General features: G+C 70.4%; 18 protein-coding genes and 2 pseudogenes. 18 read left to right on the top strand and 2 right to left on the bottom strand.

All coding sequences use genetic code 11. The features are described 5' to 3' along the window. Positions 1-17 precede the first annotated feature (17 nt). The 13 genes from AB0G56_RS15545 to AB0G56_RS15485 all read left to right on the top strand — a co-directional run bounded on the left by AB0G56_RS15545 (position 18) and on the right by AB0G56_RS15485 (position 12,560). Positions 18-686 (top strand): protein-tyrosine-phosphatase, encoded by a 669-nt coding sequence (locus AB0G56_RS15545; RefSeq protein ID WP_360969331.1) that lies wholly within the window; start codon positions 18-20, stop codon positions 684-686. 287 nt (positions 687-973) lie between these two features. Then, on the top strand, positions 974-2,212 hold the full coding sequence (gene glyA, locus AB0G56_RS15540; RefSeq protein WP_360969329.1) for a serine hydroxymethyltransferase: 1,239 nt from the start codon (positions 974-976) through the stop codon (positions 2,210-2,212). A 205-nt stretch (positions 2,213-2,417) separates the two neighbouring features. Next, positions 2,418-3,821, top strand: coding sequence for an MraY family glycosyltransferase (locus AB0G56_RS15535; protein ID WP_360969327.1), 1,404 nt, complete (start codon positions 2,418-2,420; stop codon positions 3,819-3,821). 301 nt (positions 3,822-4,122) lie between these two features. Beyond that, positions 4,123-4,560, top strand: a complete 438-nt coding sequence (locus tag AB0G56_RS15530) for a hypothetical protein (RefSeq protein ID WP_360969325.1) — start codon at positions 4,123-4,125, stop codon at positions 4,558-4,560. Positions 4,561-4,785: 225 nt separating this feature from the next. Continuing rightward, positions 4,786-5,604: a F0F1 ATP synthase subunit A gene (atpB, locus tag AB0G56_RS15525; RefSeq protein ID WP_360969323.1), complete on the top strand. Its 819-nt coding sequence runs from the start codon at positions 4,786-4,788 to the stop codon at positions 5,602-5,604. 79 nt (positions 5,605-5,683) lie between these two features. After that, positions 5,684-5,923: an ATP synthase F0 subunit C gene (atpE, locus tag AB0G56_RS15520; protein ID WP_018571456.1), complete on the top strand. Its 240-nt coding sequence runs from the start codon at positions 5,684-5,686 to the stop codon at positions 5,921-5,923. 45 nt (positions 5,924-5,968) lie between these two features. After that, positions 5,969-6,535, top strand: a complete 567-nt coding sequence (locus tag AB0G56_RS15515) for a F0F1 ATP synthase subunit B (RefSeq protein WP_360969321.1) — start codon at positions 5,969-5,971, stop codon at positions 6,533-6,535. After that, positions 6,532-7,353 (top strand): F0F1 ATP synthase subunit delta, encoded by an 822-nt coding sequence (locus AB0G56_RS15510; protein ID WP_360969319.1) that lies wholly within the window; start codon positions 6,532-6,534, stop codon positions 7,351-7,353. The genes AB0G56_RS15515 and AB0G56_RS15510 overlap by 4 nt, the downstream gene beginning before the upstream one ends. A 141-nt stretch (positions 7,354-7,494) precedes the next feature. Continuing rightward, positions 7,495-9,087, top strand: coding sequence for a F0F1 ATP synthase subunit alpha (gene atpA, locus AB0G56_RS15505; RefSeq protein ID WP_360969317.1), 1,593 nt, complete (start codon positions 7,495-7,497; stop codon positions 9,085-9,087). Between the two features lie 21 nt (positions 9,088-9,108). Beyond that, complete coding sequence (locus tag AB0G56_RS15500) at positions 9,109-10,026, top strand: F0F1 ATP synthase subunit gamma (protein WP_360969315.1); 918 nt, start codon at positions 9,109-9,111, stop codon at positions 10,024-10,026. Continuing rightward, positions 10,026-11,474 carry a F0F1 ATP synthase subunit beta gene (gene atpD, locus AB0G56_RS15495; protein WP_360969313.1) on the top strand — a complete coding sequence of 483 codons (1,449 nt, stop codon included), beginning with the start codon at positions 10,026-10,028 and terminating at the stop codon, positions 11,472-11,474. The genes AB0G56_RS15500 and atpD overlap by 1 nt, the downstream gene beginning before the upstream one ends. Before the next feature lie 131 nt (positions 11,475-11,605). Further along, the gene (locus AB0G56_RS15490) at positions 11,606-11,983 is read left to right on the top strand and encodes a F0F1 ATP synthase subunit epsilon (protein ID WP_360969311.1); all 378 of its coding nucleotides are present in this window, start codon (positions 11,606-11,608) and stop codon (positions 11,981-11,983) included. 130 nt (positions 11,984-12,113) lie between these two features. Beyond that, positions 12,114-12,560: a DUF2550 domain-containing protein gene (locus AB0G56_RS15485; protein ID WP_360969309.1), complete on the top strand. Its 447-nt coding sequence runs from the start codon at positions 12,114-12,116 to the stop codon at positions 12,558-12,560. Between the two features lie 92 nt (positions 12,561-12,652). On the opposite strand, the gene AB0G56_RS15480 is transcribed toward AB0G56_RS15485, so the two are convergent. Beyond that, on the bottom strand, positions 12,653-14,488 hold the full coding sequence (locus AB0G56_RS15480) for a glycoside hydrolase family 18 chitinase (protein ID WP_360969308.1): 1,836 nt from the start codon (positions 14,486-14,488) through the stop codon (positions 12,653-12,655). Between the two features lie 125 nt (positions 14,489-14,613). Beyond that, positions 14,614-14,712, bottom strand: a pseudogene (locus tag AB0G56_RS15475) (LuxR C-terminal-related transcriptional regulator); the annotation flags it as partial. A gap of 148 nt (positions 14,713-14,860) precedes the next feature. Between AB0G56_RS15475 and AB0G56_RS15470 the strand changes: the two are divergent. The 5 genes and pseudogenes from AB0G56_RS15470 to AB0G56_RS15450 all read left to right on the top strand — a co-directional run. Continuing rightward, positions 14,861-15,204, top strand: a pseudogene (locus AB0G56_RS15470) (zinc ribbon domain-containing protein); the annotation flags it as partial. 111 nt (positions 15,205-15,315) lie between these two features. Beyond that, positions 15,316-16,047 carry a response regulator transcription factor gene (locus AB0G56_RS15465; protein ID WP_360969306.1) on the top strand — a complete coding sequence of 244 codons (732 nt, stop codon included), beginning with the start codon at positions 15,316-15,318 and terminating at the stop codon, positions 16,045-16,047. Continuing rightward, entirely contained in the window at positions 16,044-17,525 is a 1,482-nt protein-coding gene (locus tag AB0G56_RS15460) for a HAMP domain-containing sensor histidine kinase (RefSeq protein ID WP_360969304.1), read from the top strand. Before AB0G56_RS15465 ends, AB0G56_RS15460 begins: the two co-directional genes overlap by 4 nt. Before the next feature lie 54 nt (positions 17,526-17,579). Next, on the top strand, positions 17,580-17,981 hold the full coding sequence (locus AB0G56_RS15455) for a hypothetical protein (protein WP_360969302.1): 402 nt from the start codon (positions 17,580-17,582) through the stop codon (positions 17,979-17,981). Further along, positions 17,981-18,223 (top strand): hypothetical protein, encoded by a 243-nt coding sequence (locus AB0G56_RS15450; protein ID WP_360969300.1) that lies wholly within the window; start codon positions 17,981-17,983, stop codon positions 18,221-18,223. Before AB0G56_RS15455 ends, AB0G56_RS15450 begins: the two co-directional genes overlap by 1 nt.

Genomic DNA, 18,223 nt, shown 5'->3' with positions numbered 1-18,223 from the left:
CCGCAGGGGGGACCCCCATGCGTGGCATAGGCGGGAAGGACGAGCCGGTGATCCCGACGATCCCGGCGCAGCCGGGGCTGCCCGGTGGGGCCTTCCGCATCCTCCACGTCAGCACCGGCAACGTATGCCGCTCGCCCATCACCGAACGGCTGACCCGGCACTTCCTGGCGGACCGGCTCGGCGACCCGGCCGGCGGCGGTCTGATCGTGGAGAGCGCGGGCACCTGGGGCCACGAGGGCGCACCCATGGAGACCAACGCCGAGACGGTCCTCGCCGACTTCGGCGCGGACGCCTCCGGCTTCACCGGCCGGGAACTGCTGGACGAGCACGTGATCCGCGCCGACCTGGTCCTCACCGCGACCCGCGACCACCGTGCCCAGGTCATCTCCATGGGGCACTCGGCGGGCCTGCGGACCTTCACGCTCAAGGAGTTCACCCGGCTGGTGAAGGCCATCGACCCGGCCACGCTGCCGCCCCTGGAGGAAGGCGTGGTCGAGCGCGCGCGGGCGCTGGTGCGCGCCGCCGCGGCCCTGCGCGGCTGGCTGCTGGCGCCGAACGCGGAGGCGGACGAGGTCTACGACCCCTACGGCGCCCCGCTGCCGTTCTTCCGCTCGATCGGCGACGAGATACACGAGGCGCTGGACCCGGTGGTGACGGCACTCACGGGGGTCGCGGCACGGGCCTGACGGAGCGCGGACGCGGCGGAGGGAGCGCGCCGCGGCGCCACGCCTGTGAGGGCCGCCAGGGCGGAGCGGTGCGAGGGGCGCGGCGGGGACCGGACCCCGGTGGTGACCGCGCTGACGGGCGTCGAGGCGTGCACCTGAGGGCGCGTGGGGGAGCGGCCGCCCGGTCCCCGGGGGCCACGGGCGCCCCGGGAATCCCGGACGTCCCCGTGAAGGCGTAACGACCGCGCGCCCCACCCGGCGCAGGCCTACATTGGACGTACGTCACCGTCGACCGCCCGGAGCCCGTCATGTCGGTCATCCCCGCCCTAGAGGCCGATCTGCTGCGGCGGCAGGACCCGGAAGTGGCCGACATCGTGCTGGGGGAGCTGGCGCGGCAGTCGACGACGCTGCAACTGACCGCCGCGGAGAACTTCACCTCGCCCGCGGTGCTGGCCGCGCTCGGCTCGCCGCTGGCCAACAAGTACGCCGAGGGCTACCCGGGCGCCCGCCACCACGGCGGCTGCGAACTCGTCGACGCCGCCGAACGGCTCGCCGTCGAGCGGGCCAGGACGCTCTTCGGCGCCGAGCACGCCAACGTCCAGTCGCACTCGGGTTCGTCCGCGGTGCTGGCCGCCTACGCGGCGCTGCTGCGCCCCGGGGACACCGTGCTCGCGCTCGGCCTGCCCTACGGCGGGCACCTCACGCACGGCTCGCCCGCGAACTTCTCCGGGCGCTGGTTCGACTTCGTCGGCTACGGCGTCGACGCCGAGAGCGGACTCATCGACCACCAGCAGGTGCGCGCGCTGGCCCGTACGCACCGGCCCAAGGCGATCGTGTGCGGCTCGATCGCCTACCCGCGCCACATCGACCACGCCTTCTTCCGCGCGGTCGCCGACGAGGTGGGCGCCTATCTGATCGCCGACGCCGCGCACCCGATGGGCCTGGTCGCCGGGGGAGCGGCGCCCAGCCCGGTGCCGTACGCCGACGTGGTGTGCGCCACCACCCACAAGGTGCTGCGCGGGCCGCGCGGCGGGATGATCCTGTGCGGGAGCGAGCTGGCCGAGCGCGTGGACCGGGCGGTGTTCCCGTTCACCCAGGGCGGCGCCCAGATGCACACCATCGCCGCGAAGGCGGTGGCGTTCGGCGAGGCGGCCACCCCGGCGTTCGGCGCCTACGCCCACCAGGTGGTCGCCAACGCGCGCGTCCTGGCGGCGTACCTGGCCGCCGAGGGGCTGGCGGTGACCACGGGGGGCACCGACACTCATCTGATCACCGCGGACCCGGCGCCGCTCGGCGTGGACGGGCGCACCGCGCGCGGGCGCCTGGCCGCCGCGGGGATCGTCCTGGACTGCTGCGCGCTGCCGCACTCCGGCGCCCGCGGGCTGCGCCTGGGTACGGCCGCGGTGACCACGCAGGGCATGGGACAGGAGGAGATGGCGCGGATCGCGGTGCTGCTGGGCAAGGTGCTGCGCGGTGAGCTGGACGGTGCGCGGGCGCGCGAGGACGTGCGCGAACTCACCGCCGCCTTCCCGCCGTATCCCGGCTGAGAGGGGCCGAAGGCCGGGCGGCGCAGGGCTTGCACGGGAGGTTCGTACGGGGGTGAGAAAGCCCCGTGGGGGTAGGCGCAGGACCGTGCGGAGCCCGCTCACAGCCGTATGTGCAACCATCGTCGCTACCCGGAAGTCCCCATACATATGCTCGCGTCGCTAGGGTGTGAGGCTGAGATGGCCAGCGAGACCTGTGGGGAAGCCTGTGCGTGAATACCTGCTGACGCTCTGCATCACGGCCGCGGTGACGTACCTGCTGACCGGGCCGGTGCGCAAGTTCGCGATCGTGGCGGGGGCGATGCCGGAGATCCGGGCGCGTGACGTGCACCGGGAACCCACTCCGCGGCTCGGCGGGATCGCGATGTTCTTCGGCATGTGCGCGGGTCTCCTGGTCGCCGACCACCTCACCAACCTCAACGAGGTCTTCGAGAAGTCCAACGAGCCGCGCGCGCTGCTCTCCGGGGCGGCGCTGATCTGGCTGATCGGTGTCCTGGACGACAAGTTCGAGATCGACGCCCTGATCAAGCTGGGCGGCCAGATGATCGCCGCCGGTGTGATGGTCATGCAGGGCCTGACGATCCTGTGGCTGCCGGTGCCGGGCGTGGGCACGGTCGCGCTGACCCAGTGGCAGGGCACCCTGCTGACGGTTGCGCTCGTCGTGATCACGATCAACGCGGTCAACTTCGTAGACGGCCTGGACGGCCTGGCCGCCGGCATGGTGTGCATCGCCGCCGCCGCGTTCTTCATGTACGCCTACCGGATCTGGTACTCGTACGGCATCGAGGCCGCCGCCCCGGCCACCCTGTTCGCGGCCGTCCTGATGGGCATGTGCCTGGGTTTCCTGCCGCACAACATGCACCCGGCGCGGATCTTCATGGGCGACTCGGGCTCCATGCTGATCGGTCTGGTCCTCGCGGCCGGCGCGATCTCGGTGACCGGACAGGTCGACCCGGACGTGATGAAGCTGTTCTCCGGCTCCGAGCGCAACGCCGTGCACCAGATGGTGCCCGTCTACATCCCGCTGCTGATGCCGCTGACGATCATCGCGATCCCGGCCTCCGACTTCGTCTTCGCGGTGGTGCGCCGCACCTGGCGCGGCCAGTCGCCGTTCGCCGCCGACCGCGGCCACCTGCACCACCGGCTGCTCCAGATCGGCCACTCGCACAGCCGGGCCGTGCTGATCATGTATTTCTGGGCGGCGCTGATCGGTTTCGGCGCGCTCGGCTACTCGGTCAACTCGGCCTCGATGTGGATCGTGCTCGGCATCGTGCTGCTCAGCTTCTTCGGTCTGGTCCTCCTGCTGCTGCCGCGGTTCACGCCGCGCGCCCCGCGCTGGGCGGAGCATTTCGTGCCCCCGCGCTACCGGCGCCGGCGTCGCCGGGCGGCCGTGGCACCGGCGGCCGGGGCGCGGACGGGGACGCCCGCACCGGCCGGCGCAGGGACCGCCGAGGCGTCGGAGGCCGATGGGACGCACGGGGCCGACGGTCCGCGGGAGGCTCCGGAGCGCGCCGCGACGGTGGCGGCCGGAGTGGCCGGAGTCAACGGCGCGACCGCCGTGGGACCCCGATCGCGTGTCCTCGACGGGCGCAAAGCCGGAACGTCACGCTGACGCCCAAGGTAAGAATCTGACTAAAGCGTTGCCTGTTCATGGGGGACGAAAGCGGGCTAATACCAGACAAGTTGCCCCCGTTTTTGCACAGACGGGCACTGTCACTCTCATGTGTGACAGCCAGCACACCCACTTGGTAAAGACCGCATCAAATAGTTTGTGATACCGTTCACGAGAACCCCGGACAGAGCCGAAGGACCCCGATGCAGGGGCCCCTTGGTGATGAGGTTCCTCTCTCGAACCGGGGACTACGCTCGTCCATGACGACACCCTGCCCCCCTGTGAAAGCGGAGTTGCCGCCATGCCCTCCAATGACGTCCGGAACCTACTGCACACCGCCGTGCCCACCGCCGCCGTCGGTGTGGTCGCCGTGGCGGTCAGCGGTGCGGTTGCCGGAGGCAAGGGCGCGACCGGGGCCGTCGTCGGGGTGGTGCTCGCCATCCTCTACATGGGGATCGGTCTCTACGTACTGCAGTGGACCGCGAAAACGCTTCCGCAGCTCTTCCAGGCCATGGGCCTCATGCTCTACGTCGCCCAACTGCTGCTGCTCTTGATCTTCTTGGCCCTCTTCAAGGGCACCACGCTGTTCAATGCGAAGGCGTTCGCGTTCTCGCTCGTCGTCGCGACCGTCGCATGGATGGCCGCACAGGCGCGCGCGCACATGAAGTCCAAGATCTTCTACGTGGAACCGGACTCCGAGAAGAGTGAGAAGTCCGAGAAGACAGGGTCTTCGTCGTGAGGGGTAGGCCCGGGATAAAGGCGTGTGAGATCTCCTGCTATCGTCCGGTGCCAACTGCGGCATCGCGGGCGCGGGCATCTGAGCTGACGCCTGCTCGATCGCGAGGCTCGATGCCTGCCGGCCGCCCCCACATCCGTCACACCAGTCCGGTGCCGACCCGCGGCTGCTCGCCGCGCCGACACAACGAGGTTGCCGTACCCATGCGCCACGCTGAAGGAGCCCGCGGTGAGTGCTGAACAGACCACGCTCGCCTTCGACTGGAGTTGCCGCGTCTTCGCCGACAACGGCTGCGGCTTTCCGTCGCCGGGCCTCCACTCCTTCCTCTTCAAGCCGATGTTCTCGGTCGGCGGCTACGACTTCGACAAGCCGATGCTGCTCGCCATCATCACCTCGCTCGTGGTGGTCGGCTTCTTCTGGGCCGCTTTCGGCAAGGCCAAGGTGGTCCCCGGCAAGCTGCAGATGGTCGGTGAGGCGGGCTACGACTTCGTGCGCCGCGGCATCGTCTACGAGACGCTCGGCAAGCGCGAGGGCGAGAAGTACGTCCCGCTCATGGTCTCGATCTTCTTCTTCGTCTGGATCATGAACCTCTGGTCGATCATCCCGGTCGCCCAGTTCCCGGTGACGTCGATCATCGCCTACCCGGCCGCCATGGCCGCGATCGTCTACGTGACCTGGATGGTCCTGACGTTCAAGAAGCACGGCTTCGCCGGCGGCTTCAAGAACCTCACCGGCTACGACAAGTCGCTCGGCGCGGTCCTGCCGCTCGTCGTGGTCATCGAGTTCTTCTCGAACGTCCTGGTCCGCCCGTTCACCCACGCGGTGCGACTGTTCGCCAACATGTTCGCCGGTCACCTGCTGCTCGTGATGTTCACCGTCGCCAGCTGGTACCTGATGAACAGCTGGCTGGTCGCGGCCGGCGCCGTCTCGTTCGTCATGGCGATGGTCATGATCCTGTTCGAGCTCTTCGTCCAGGCCGTCCAGGCGTACGTGTTCGTCCTCCTGGCCTGCTCCTACGTTCAGGGCGCTCTCGCCGAGCACCACTGAGCCACCGTCCCGCACCGCCCCGTCACAGACGTCCGGTGGCCAACCCCCACCGGTCCTTGAAAGAGAAGGAAGAATCAGCATGGCTGCCACTGAGACCCTTGCCGCCGTCACCGGCTCCATCGCCTCCGTCGGCTACGGCCTCGCCGCCATCGGTCCCGGCATCGGCATCGGCATCATCTTCGGCAACGGCACCCAGGCGCTCGCCCGCCAGCCCGAGGCCGCCGGTCTGATCCGCGCCAACCAGATCCTGGGCTTCGCCTTCTGTGAGGCGCTCGCCCTCATCGGCATCGTCATGCCGTTCGTTTACACCTACAAGTAAACCGCGGCGGACGATCCACCCCATTAAGGGAAAGGCACTGATGACATGCAGCTGACTCAGCAGCTGGTGCAGCTGGCGGCGGAGGAGGGTCCGCAGAACCCCCTCATCCCGCCGGGCCCCGAGCTGGTCATCGGCCTCGTCACCTTCGCCATCGTCTTCTTCTTCCTCGGGAAGAAGCTCCTGCCGAACATCAACAAGGTTCTGGAGGAGCGCCGCGGGGCGATCGAAGGCGGTATCGAAGAGGCCGAGGCCATGAAGGTCGAGGCCCAGAGCGTCCTCGAGCAGTACAAGGCCCAGCTCGCCGAGGCCCGGCACGAGGCCGCGCGCCTGCGCCAGGAGGCGCAGGAGCAGGGTGCCGCGCTCATCGCCGAGATGCGGGCCGAGGGCCAGCGCCAGCGCGAGGAGATCGTCGCCGCCGGCCACGCCCAGCTCGACGCCGACCGCAAGGCCGCCGCCTCCGTGCTCCGCCAGGACGTCGGCAAGCTCGCGACCGAGCTGGCCGGCAAGCTCGTCGGCGAGTCCCTGGAGGACCACGCCCGGCAGAGCCGCGTGATCGACCGCTTCCTCGACGGACTCGACGAGGCCGCTTCGACGGCTGAGGCGGCTCGATGACAGCGCACGGAGCGAGCCGCGAGGCTCTGAGCGCCGCGCGTGAGCGTCTCGACGCGCTGACGGACTCCACGTCGGCCGACTCCGCGCGGCTCGCCGACGAGCTGGCGGCCGTCACCGCGCTGCTCCACCGCGAGGTCGGCCTGCGCCGGGTCCTCACCGACCCGGCGCAGTCCGGCGACGCCAAGGCCACCCTGGTCCAGCGCCTGCTCGGCAGCCAGGTCGGCGGCGCCACCGCGGACCTGGTGTCCGGCACGGTGCGCTCGCGCTGGTCGCAGTCGCGGGACCTGGTCGACGCGCTGGAGGAGCTGGCGAACATCGCCGACCTCACCACCGCGGAGCGGGGCGGCACGCTGGACGACGTCGAGGACGAGCTGTTCCGCTTCGGCCGGATCGTCTCCTCCAGCACCGAGCTGCGCGCCGCGCTCACCGACCGGGCCGCGAGCACCGAGGCCAAGGTCGAGCTGCTGCACCGGCTGCTCGGCGGCCGGGCCAAGCCGGCCACGGAGCGTCTGGTGACGCGCCTGGTGAGTGCGCCGCGGGGACGTAGCCTGGAAGCGGGACTGGAGTCCCTCTCCAAACTCGCAGCCGACCGCCGCAACCGGATGGTCGCCGTCGTCACCTCGGCGGTGCCGCTGAGCGACGGCCAGAAGCAACGCCTCGGCGCCGCCCTCGGCCGGCTCTACGGCCGCCAGATGCACCTCAACCTCGACGTGGACCCCGAGCTGGTCGGCGGAATCCGGGTGCAGGTCGGCGACGAGATCATCAACGGCTCGCTCGCGGACCGGCTCGACGACGCCGCCCGCCGCATGGCGAGCTAGCAGCAACTCAACACGCAAGACGTACACGACGGCCCTGGTTGGGCCGTGCAGAGGATTCACCTCTTATTGGGGGGAGTCCCGAACTCGTGGAACACCCCCCAAGTGAAACTTCGGGCCCAACAAGGAGAGCAGGGAACCCAGATGGCGGAGCTCACGATCCGGCCGGAGGAGATCCGGGACGCGCTGGAGAACTTCGTCCAGTCGTACAAGCCGGACGCGGCCTCGCGCGAGGAGGTCGGTACGGTCACCCTTGCCGGCGACGGCATCGCGAAGGTCGAGGGCCTGCCCTCGGCCATGGCCAACGAGCTGCTGAAGTTCGAGGACGGCACCCTCGGCCTCGCCCTCAACCTCGAGGAGCGCGAGATCGGTGCCATCGTCCTCGGTGAGTTCAGCGGCATCGAGGAGGGCCAGCCGGTCACCCGCACCGGCGAGGTCCTGTCGGTCGCCGTGGGCGAGGGCTACCTCGGCCGCGTCGTCGACCCCCTCGGCAACCCGATCGACGGCCTCGGCGAGATCGAGACCGACGGCCGCCGCGCCCTCGAACTGCAGGCCCCCACGGTCATGCAGCGCAAGTCGGTGCACGAGCCGATGGAGACCGGCTACAAGGCCGTCGACGCCATGACCCCGATCGGCCGCGGCCAGCGCCAGCTGATCATCGGTGACCGCCAGACCGGCAAGACCGCCCTGGCCGTCGACACGATCATCAACCAGCGCGACAACTGGCGCACCGGCGACCCGAACAAGCAGGTCCGCTGCATCTACGTCGCCATCGGGCAGAAGGGGTCGACCATCGCGTCGGTCCGTCGCGCCCTTGAGGAGAACGGCGCGCTGGAGTACACGACCATCGTCGCCGCCCCGGCGTCCGACCCGGCCGGCTTCAAGTACCTGGCGCCCTACACCGGGTCCGCCATCGGCCAGCACTGGATGTACCAGGGCAAGCACGTCCTGATCATCTTCGACGACCTGTCGAAGCAGGCCGACGCCTACCGTGCCGTCTCCCTGCTGCTGCGCCGCCCGCCGGGCCGCGAGGCGTACCCGGGCGACGTCTTCTACCTGCACTCGCGTCTGCTGGAGCGCTGCGCCAAGCTCTCCGACGACATGGGCGCCGGTTCGATGACCGGTCTGCCGATCGTCGAGACCAAGGCCAACGACGTCTCGGCGTTCATCCCGACCAACGTCATCTCCATCACCGACGGCCAGTGCTTCCTGGAGTCGGACCTGTTCAACGCCGGTCAGCGCCCCGCGCTGAACGTCGGTATCTCCGTCTCCCGCGTCGGTGGCTCCGCCCAGCACAAGGCGATGCGCCAGGTCTCCGGCCGGCTGCGCGTGGACCTCGCCCAGTTCCGTGAGCTGGAGGCGTTCGCCGCCTTCGGTTCCGACCTGGACGCGGCCTCCAAGTCCCAGCTGGAGCGCGGTCAGCGCATGGTCGAGCTGCTGAAGCAGAACCAGTACCAGCCGATGGCCACCGAGGACCAGGTCGTCTCCGTCTGGGCCGGCACCAACGGCAAGATGGACGAGGTGCCCGTCGCCGACATCCGCCGCTTCGAGAAGGAGCTGCTGGAGTACCTGCACCGCAAGGAGCAGGGCCTCATGACCTCCATCAAGGAGGGCGCCAAGATGTCGAACGACACGATCCAGGCGATCGACGACGCCGTCGCCGAGTTCAAGAAGCAGTTCGAGACCTCGGACGGCAAGCTGCTCGGCGAGGACACTCCGGCCGCTGCCGCCAAGTGACGTAAGGAAGGGACCTGACTCATGGGAGCCCAGCTCCGGGTCTACAAGCGTCGCATCCGATCCGTCACCGCGACCAAGAAGATCACCAAGGCGATGGAGATGATCGCCGCCTCGCGCGTCGTCAAGGCGCAGCGCAAGGTGGCGGCCTCCACGCCGTACGCGCAGGAACTGACCCGCGCGGTCACGGCGGTCGGCACCGGTTCGAACACCAAGCACCCGCTGACCACGGAGGCGGACAACCCGACCCGTGCCGCGGTCCTGCTCCTGACGAGCGACCGCGGTCTGGCCGGCGCCTTCAACTCCAACGCCATCAAGGCGGCGGAGCAGCTGACCGAGCGCCTGGAGCGCGAGGGCAAGCAGGTCGACACGTACATCGTCGGCCGGCGCGGTGTGGCCCACTACAACTTCCGCGAGCGCACGATCGCCGAGTCGTTCACGGGCTTCACGGACGAGCCGACGTACGCGGACGCCAAGACGGTGGCAGCGCCCCTGATCGAGGCGATCGAGAAGGACACGGCCGAGGGTGGTGTGGACGAACTCCACATCGTCTACACCGAGTTCGTCTCGATGATGACGCAGACGGCGGTCGACCCCCGGCTGCTTCCGCTGCGCCTCGAAGAGGTCGCGGAACAGGCGGCGCCCAAGGGCGAGATCCTGCCGCTGTACGACTTCGAGCCCTCGGCGGAGGACGTCCTCGACGCCCTGCTGCCGCGGTACGTGGAGAGCCGGATCTACAACGCGCTGCTCCAGTCGGCCGCTTCGAAGCACGCCGCCACGCGGCGCGCGATGAAGTCGGCCACCGACAACGCGGGTGAGCTGATCAACACGCTCTCCCGTCTTGCCAACGCGGCCCGCCAGGCCGAAATCACCCAGGAAATCAGCGAGATCGTCGGTGGCGCGAGTGCCCTGGCCGACGCGACCGCGGGGAGTGACAACTAATGACCACCACTGTTGAGCCGACCGCTCCTGCTGGCGTGGCCACCGGCCGCGTCGCGCGGGTCATCGGCCCGGTCGTCGACGTGGAGTTCCCCGTCGACGCGATGCCGGACATCTACAACGCCCTGCACGTCGAGGTCTCCGACCCGGCGAACGAGGGTGCGAAGAAGACGCTGACCCTGGAGGTCGCCCAGCACCTGGGTGACGGCCTGGTCCGCACCATCTCCATGCAGCCCACCGACGGTCTGGTCCGCCAGGCCACGGTGACCGACACCGGCGACGGCATCACCGTCCCGGTCGGCGACTTCACCAAGGGCAAGGTGTTCAACACCCTCGGTGAGGTGCTGAACGTCGACGAGCAGTACTCGGGCGAGCGCTGGTCCATCCACCGCAAGGCCCCGCGCTTCGACGAGCTCGAGTCGAAGACCGAGATGTTCGAGACCGGCGTCAAGGTCATCGACCTGCTGACCCCGTACGTCAAGGGCGGCAAGATCGGTCTGTTCGGCGGTGCCGGCGTCGGCAAGACGGTGCTCATCCAGGAGATGATCTACCGCGTCGCCAACAACCACGACGGTGTGTCGGTGTTCGCCGGTGTCGGTGAGCGCACCCGTGAGGGCAACGACCTCATCGAGGAGATGTCCGACTCGGGCGTCATCGACAAGACCGCGCTCGTCTTCGGCCAGATGGACGAGCCCCCGGGCACCCGTCTGCGCGTCGCGCTCGCCGGCCTGACCATGGCCGAGTACTTCCGCGACGTCCAGAAGCAGGACGTGCTGTTCTTCATCGACAACATCTTCCGCTTCACGCAGGCCGGTTCCGAGGTCTCCACGCTGCTCGGCCGCATGCCGTCCGCGGTGGGTTACCAGCCGAACCTGGCCGACGAGATGGGTCTCCTCCAGGAGCGCATCACCTCGACCCGCGGTCACTCGATCACCTCGATGCAGGCGATCTACGTCCCCGCCGACGACCTGACCGACCCGGCCCCGGCGACCACCTTCGCCCACCTCGACGCGACGACGGTTCTCTCCCGTCCGATCTCGGAGAAGGGCATCTACCCGGCCGTGGACCCGCTGGACTCCACGTCCCGGATCCTGGACCCGCGCTACATCGCCGAGGACCACTACAACGCGGCCATGCGCGTGAAGAACATCCTGCAGAAGTACAAGGACCTGCAGGACATCATCGCGATCCTCGGTATCGACGAACTGGGCGAGGAGGACAAGCTCGTCGTCCACCGCGCCCGTCGCGTGGAGCGCTTCCTGTCCCAGAACACCCACGTCGCCAAGCAGTTCACCGGCGTCGACGGGTCGGACGTCCCGCTGGAGGAGTCGATCACGGCGTTCAACGCGATCTGCGACGGCGAGTACGACCACTTCCCGGAGCAGGCCTTCTTCATGTGCGGTGGTCTCGAGGACCTGAAGAAGAACGCCAAGGAGCTGGGCGTCTCCTGACCCCCGAGCTCGACGTGAGCCGCACGGCTCACACCTGAGGGGGCGGGCGCGTCCCGCCCCCTCAGTCACGCCTACTAGAATTGACCCCAACACCCGGCGTTCCTGCCGGGTGGTGACCCGAGGAGCCACTCTTGGCTGCTGAGCTGCACGTCGAGCTGGTCGCCGCCGACCGCCAGGTCTGGTCCGGCGAGGCCACCCTGGTCGTCGCGCGCACCACGTCCGGCGACATCGGCGTCATGCCCGGTCACCAGCCGCTGCTGGGTGTGCTGGAGTCGGGCCCGGTGACCATCCGTACGAGTGAAGGCGCGACGGTCGTGGCCGCGGTGCACGGCGGTTTCGTCTCGTTCGCCGACGACAAGCTGTCGCTGCTGGCCGAGATCGCGGAACTCTCCGACGAGATCGACGTCCAGCGCGTGGAGCGGGAACTCGAGCGCGCGAAGGCGGAGGGCGATGCCTCCGCCGAGCGGCGCGCGGACGTCCGCCTGCGAGCGGCGACGGCGGTGCGCTGAACCAGCGACGCCGTGTGATGACACCACTCAGCCGCGGCCGGTACCGGAGCAATCCGGTACCGGCCGCGGCTGAGGCGGATGTGGGTGTTTTTTCCGTTCCATTACCTAGGAGACGAGGAGGTCGGTGCCGATGGTCCTCGCTCTGACCGTGTGCTCGGTCGTGGTCGCGCTCGTGGTGGTGGGACTGTTCGTCTTCGGTCTGCGCCGCAGGCTGATCCAGCGCTCCGGCGGCACCTTCGACTGCAGCCTGCGCTGGGACGTGACCGAGGAGTCCGACACCAGCGGCAAGGGCTGGAGCTACGGCGTGGCCCGCTACAACGGCGACCGCGTCGAGTGGTTCCGGGTCTTCTCCTACGCCCCCCGGCCCCGCCGCACGCTGGAACGGTCGTCGATCGAGGTGGCCGGCCGCCGGCGGCCCGAGGGCGAGGAGGAACTCGCCCTGCTGTCCGATGCCGTGATCCTCACGTGCCTGCACCGGGGCACGCGAGTGGAACTGGCCATGAGCGAGGACGCGCTGACCGGTTTCCTGGCCTGGCTGGAGGCGGCTCCGCCCGGGCAGAGGGTGAACGTCGCGTAGAGCCGGCTCTTCAACTGAAGTCCTGGGCATGAAAGAAGCTCCCCCGGTCCGCCGACCGGGGGAGCTTCGGTGTTTCAGGGGGCGGTCGGTCCTTACGACAGGCCGCTGCTGAGGGCGCTCACCAGTTCACCGTTGCTGGTGTCACCGCTGAACTCCCAGAAGAACGCGCCGCCGAGGCCCTGGCTGTTGGCCCAGGACATCTTCGACTTGATGGTCGAGGGGGTGTCGTAGGACCACCAGTTGCTGCCGCAGTGCGCGTACGCCGTGCCGGCGATGGTGCCGGTGACGGGGCAGCTGGTCTTGAGGACCTTGTAGTCCTCGATGCCCGCCTCGTAGGTGCCGGGCGCCGCTCCGGTCGCCGTGCCGCCCGGGGCGTCCTGGGTGACGCCGGTCCAGCCGCGGCCGTAGAAGCCGATGCCGAGCAGCAGCTTCTTCGCGGGCACGCCCTGGGCCTTGAACTTGGCGATCGCGTCGGCGGTGTCGAAGCCGTCCTTCGGGATGCCCGAGTACGAGGTGAGCGGGGAGTGCGGGGCGGTCGGGCCCTTCGCGTCCCAGGCGCCGAAGAAGTCGTACGTCATCACGTTGTACCAGTCGAGGTACTGCGAGGCGCCGGCGTAGTCGGAGGCGTCGATCTTGCCGCCGTTCGAGCCGTCCGCGGTGACGGCGGCGGTGACCAGCTCCTTGCCGAACTTGGCGCGCAGCGCGGACACCAGGTTCTTCATGGCGCCCGGGCCGCTGGTGTCACAGGTCAGACCGCAGGCGTTCGGGTACTCCCAGTCGATGTCGATGCCGTCGAAGACATCGGCCCAGCGCGGGTCGTGCACCAGGTCGTAGCAGGACTGGGCGAAGGCCGCCGGGTTCTTGGCCGCCTCACCGAAGCCGCCGGACCAGGTCCAGCCGCCGAAGGACCAGATCACCTTGAGGTTCGGGTACTTGGCCTTCAGCTCGCGCAGCTGGTTGAAGTTGCCGCGCAGCGGCTGGTCCCAGGTGTCGGCGGTGCCGCTGACGGACTGGTCGGCGGTGAACGCCTTGTCGTAGTCGGCGTAGGAGTCGCCGATCGCGCACTTGCCGCCGGTGACGTTGCCGAAGGCGTAGTTGATGTGCGTGATCTTGGCGGCGGAGCCGGACGTCACCAGGTTCTTGACGTTGTAGTTGCGTCCGTAGATGCCCCACTCGGTGAAGTAGCCGAGCTTGACCTTGTCACCGGTGGGCGGGGTGGTGCCGCCGCCTCCGGTGGTGTGCACGGCGACCGAGCCGCTGACCGGACCGGTCTGGTCGGCGGTGTCGCGGGCCTGGACGGTGTAGGAGTAGTCGGTGCCCGCGGTCAGGCCGTTGTCCGTGTAGGACGTGGTCGTGACGGTGGCGACCTTCTTGCCGTCGCGCAGGACGTCGTAGTTCTTGACGCCCTTGTCGTCGGTGGCGGCGCCCCAGGAGAGCTTCACCGAGGTGTCGGTGACGCCGGAGGCGGTGGGGGTGCCCGGCGCGGAGGGCGGGTTGTCGCCCGGTACGGTCGGGCCGCCGTCGCAGCTGCCGCCGTTGAGGGTGCAGCCGGAGGGAGAGCCGGATCCGGAGCCGTTGTAGCCGAAGCTGACCGAGGCGCCGGGGGCGATGGTGCCGTTCCAGCCGACGTTCTTGGCGGTCCAGTGGTTGCCGGCGTTGGTGACGGTGGCGTCCCAGGCGGAGGTGACCTTGGTGTCGGAGGGGTAGTCCCACTCCACCGTCCAGGAGCTGATCGCCGAGGTGCCCGTGTTCTTGACGGTCCAGGATCCGCCGAAGCCGCTGCCCCAGTCACCGGTCTTGGTGAAGGTGGCGGTGGCGCTGGACGCCGCGTCGGCGGCGGCCTGGGCGTGGCCCGAGATTCCGACGATTCCGGCGAGGGGGAGCACGAGGGTCGCCAGTCCCGCGGCGGCTCTGTGTCTGAAGCGCATGCGCGCCTCCTTGTCGGGGGAGAATGTCAGGGGCATGACTGAGCCTTCACGCCCCGCGGTGCTGCGAGAGTAGAAAGGTCTGGACCATAGGTCAATAGGTCTGGACCAATGCACCACCGGTTCGGTCAGATCCCCAACTCCTTTGCCGTCACCGCCGCTTGTACGCGACTGCGCAGCTCCAGCTTGCCCAGCAGACGACTGACGTGCGTCTTCACCGATCTCTTGCGAGGACGCCCCGGCGTGCACGCCGGGGAGGAATCACGTCCCACGTCGGCGACGCGGAGCGTCGCCGCACCGGCTCCCCAGGGGCGCGGAGCGCCCCGACCGCCGGGCCGGCGGTCGGGCGAACGCCGAACGCGCGTACCCAGGTTCACCATGGCGCGCAAGGCGGCCGATGCCGCGATCGGCGCCGGCAAGCAGGCTCTTGTCGAGATGGGCCGCAAACACGGCCGGGACGTACGCCTGGTGCTCCCCCATAGCCCGAAAGGCATGGGAGGTGCCCCACCGCGCACACCACCATGGACTGCGCACCGTGCGGAGCGAGAACCCAGCACGCACTGCCGCTGTCCGAGCGTACCTACACGTGCACCCCGTGCGGAGCCGTCTGTCCGAGGGACAAGAACTCCGCGCGTGTGATGCTCGTCCGGGCAGCTCTGGACCCGGCTGGTGTCGAGGGCGCAAGACCTCCCGGAGCGCCGCTCCGGGAGGCAGCCTGAGCCAGGAATCCCCTCCCCTTCAGGGAGGGGGACAGTCAAGTAAGAAAACGCCTGGCACCAGACGCCCCCACCGAGGAGGGTCGTACGCTGGCCGGGCGGTGAGGAGGGCGAGTGACGGAGGCGGGACGCCCAGGAGGTGTGCTGGTCGTCGACGACGACGCGGCGATACGCCGTTCGCTGGAGCGCGGGCTCAGGCTGAGCGGGTTCGCGGTGCGCAGCGCGGGCGGCGGGGCCGAGGCGCTGGACGCCATCGGGCAGGCACCGCCGGACGTGCTGGTGCTGGACGTGTCGATGCCCGGCATGAGCGGCATCGAACTGTGCACCCGGCTGCGCGCCGACGGCCAGGACCTGCCGGTGCTGATGCTCTCCGCGCTCGACGAGACCGCCGACCGGATCGCCGGGCTCCAGGCGGGCGGTGACGACTACCTCGTCAAGCCGTTCGCCCTGCAGGAACTGGTGCTGCGACTGCGCGCACTGCTGCGGCGCAGGCCGCCGACCGGCCGCGAGGTGCTGCGGGTGGCCGGCCTGGTGATCGACCCCGCCGCCCGCACCGCCGAGCGCGACGGCCGGCCGCTGGAGCTGACCCGGCGCGAGTTCGAACTGCTCCAGGTCCTCGCCCGCAACGCCGGACTCGTCCTCACCCGCGACCAGCTCCTGGAACGGGTGTGGGGCTACGACTTCGACGTGCGCACCGACGCCGTCGACACGTTCGTCAGCTATCTGCGGCGCAAGCTGGAGGCGGACGGGCGGACCCGGCTCGTCCACACCGTGCGCGGCGTCGGCTTCGTGCTCCGCGACGCACGCGACCCGCGGGACTCGCGGGACGCGCGGGACACTCCGTGAGGCTGTCCACCCGCATCGGTCTCGCCGTCGGCTGCACCGTCCCGCTGCTGGTCGCCGCCTCCGGCTGGCTGCTGCTGCACCTGGTGGGCCGCGACCTGCACGGGGTGGAGGACGACCACCTTCGCCGGCGCGCCGCGGCCGTCGCCCCCGACGCCCGCGCCCTGCTGCGGGCCGCCGAGAACGGCCGCCCCAAGGCCGCCGACACCAGGGAACGGCACCTGTTCAGCGCCGCCCTCGACGTCGGCGTACGCGTCGTCGGGCCGGACGCCGTCTTCAGCGGTGGACCGCAGCCCGACGCGTCGGTGCCGCTGCCCCCGCGGGCCCGGGGGCCCGTCACCGTCCACGCGGGCGGACGCAGTTGGCGCGTGCTGTCCCGGCAGGTCGAAGGTCCCGTCGTCACCGGCACCCTGTGGGTGTTCTCGCCCGACACCGCCGACCGGGCCCAGGTGCAGTCCGTCCGTCGGCGCGTGGTCCTCACCGCGCTGCTCGCCGCGCCCCTGTCCGGCCTGCTCGCCTGGGGCCTGGCCGCGGGCGCGAGCGCGCCGCTGCGCCGCCTCACCCGCCGCACCGCCGGACTCGATCCGCGTACGTCCGCCGCCCGGCCCGAACACCGCCCCACCGGGGTGACCGAGATCGACGAACTCGCCGCCACGCTCGCCACCGTCCTCGCCCGCTACGACCAACAGGCCGCCCGGACCGCCGAGGCCCTGGACACCGCCCGCTCCTTCTCCTCCGCCGCCGCGCACGAACTGCGCACCCCGCTGATGAGCATGGGCACCAACCTCGACATCCTCGCCGGCCACCCCGGCCTGCCCGAGCCGGACCGCACCGAGGTCCTCACCGACCTGCGCCGCGAACACGCCCGGCTGCTCGGCCTGTTGGTGATGCTGCGCGAGCTCGGGCGCGGCGACCTGGTGGAGGCGGAGGCGCTGCGCACCGTCGACCTCTCGGAGGTCGCCGACGCGGCCGTGGCCGATGCCCGCCGCCGCGCTCCGGACGCCGAGATCACCCTGCACGCCCCTCCCGGACGCACCGTGCAGGGCTGGGAGCCGGGGCTGCGGCTGCTGCTGGACAATCTGATCGGCAACGCCCTGGTCCACGGCCGGGACGAGCGGGGCCGGGCACGGGTGGCCGTGTCCGTGCGCGGTGCGGGGGACGAGGTGGTGATCACGGTCGACGACCACGGGCCGGGCGTACCGCCCACGGCCCGGGAACGGATCTTCGAGCGGTTCCAGCGCGGCCCGGACAGCGCGGGCTCCGGCCTCGGTCTGACCCTCGTCGCCCAGCAGGCTGCCCTGCACCGGGGCGGCGTCACCGTGACGGACGCCCCCGGTGGCGCCGGGGCCCGCTTCGAAGTGCGGCTGCCCTCGGGCGGCGGGGACCTGCCTGGCCGGCGGGACTGGCTGATCGGCACGGCGCAGACGGGTCGGGCAGCCGGGGCGAGGCGGTCACAGAGTTTCCCCAAGGACCGTCCCTAGCCTCCGTCGCGACGGACGGACCACCAGCCGTCCCGGACACGAACGGAGAGGCAGATGTACGCACGACGACGCACGCGCATGCTGCTCACGGGGTTCGCCGTGACGGCGGTCCTCGCGGGCACCACCGGGGCGGCCGAGGCCGCGACCAGCCCCGCGCACGCCCCGAAGGGCGACGGGGCCCATGCCCTGTGCAAGCGGGTGCCCAAGCTCGACCGGCGGATCGAGAAGGCCCTGAAGCGGCTGGACGCCGGGGCCGGCACGCGCGGCTCGGTGGCCCGGCTCCAGAAGCGGGTCGACAACGCGAAGAAGGCGGGCCACACCGCGATCGCCACCTATCTCCAGGACCGCCTGAACCAGCGCACGTCGCTGCGGAACAGCCTGGAGCAGCGGCAGAAGGACCTGGCGTCGGTGCAGACCTGGTGCAAGGCCCACGACAACGGGAAGAAGGCGGGCTGATGCGCGCCCGGCGGACGGCACTCGTGGCGGCGGCCCTGCTGGTGGGACTCACCGCCGGGTGCGCCGGCCGCACGGCGGCGACCCCGAGGCCGGCGCCCTCCGCGACGCCCTCGGCGTCCGTCTCCGGATCCGCCGCTACCGCGGCGTCCTCGGGCTACGCGGACATGCGCAAGAAGGTGGACGCCGCCCAGTCCGCGCTGGCGGCGGCCGACCGGGACGCGACGAGCGGCGTCGACCGCTGA

The organism is Streptomyces sp. NPDC021356 (assembly GCF_040641015.1).
In the GTDB taxonomy this organism is placed as follows: Bacteria; Actinomycetota; Actinomycetes; order Streptomycetales; family Streptomycetaceae; genus Streptomyces.
This window is presented reverse-complemented; position numbering and strand designations above follow the sequence as displayed.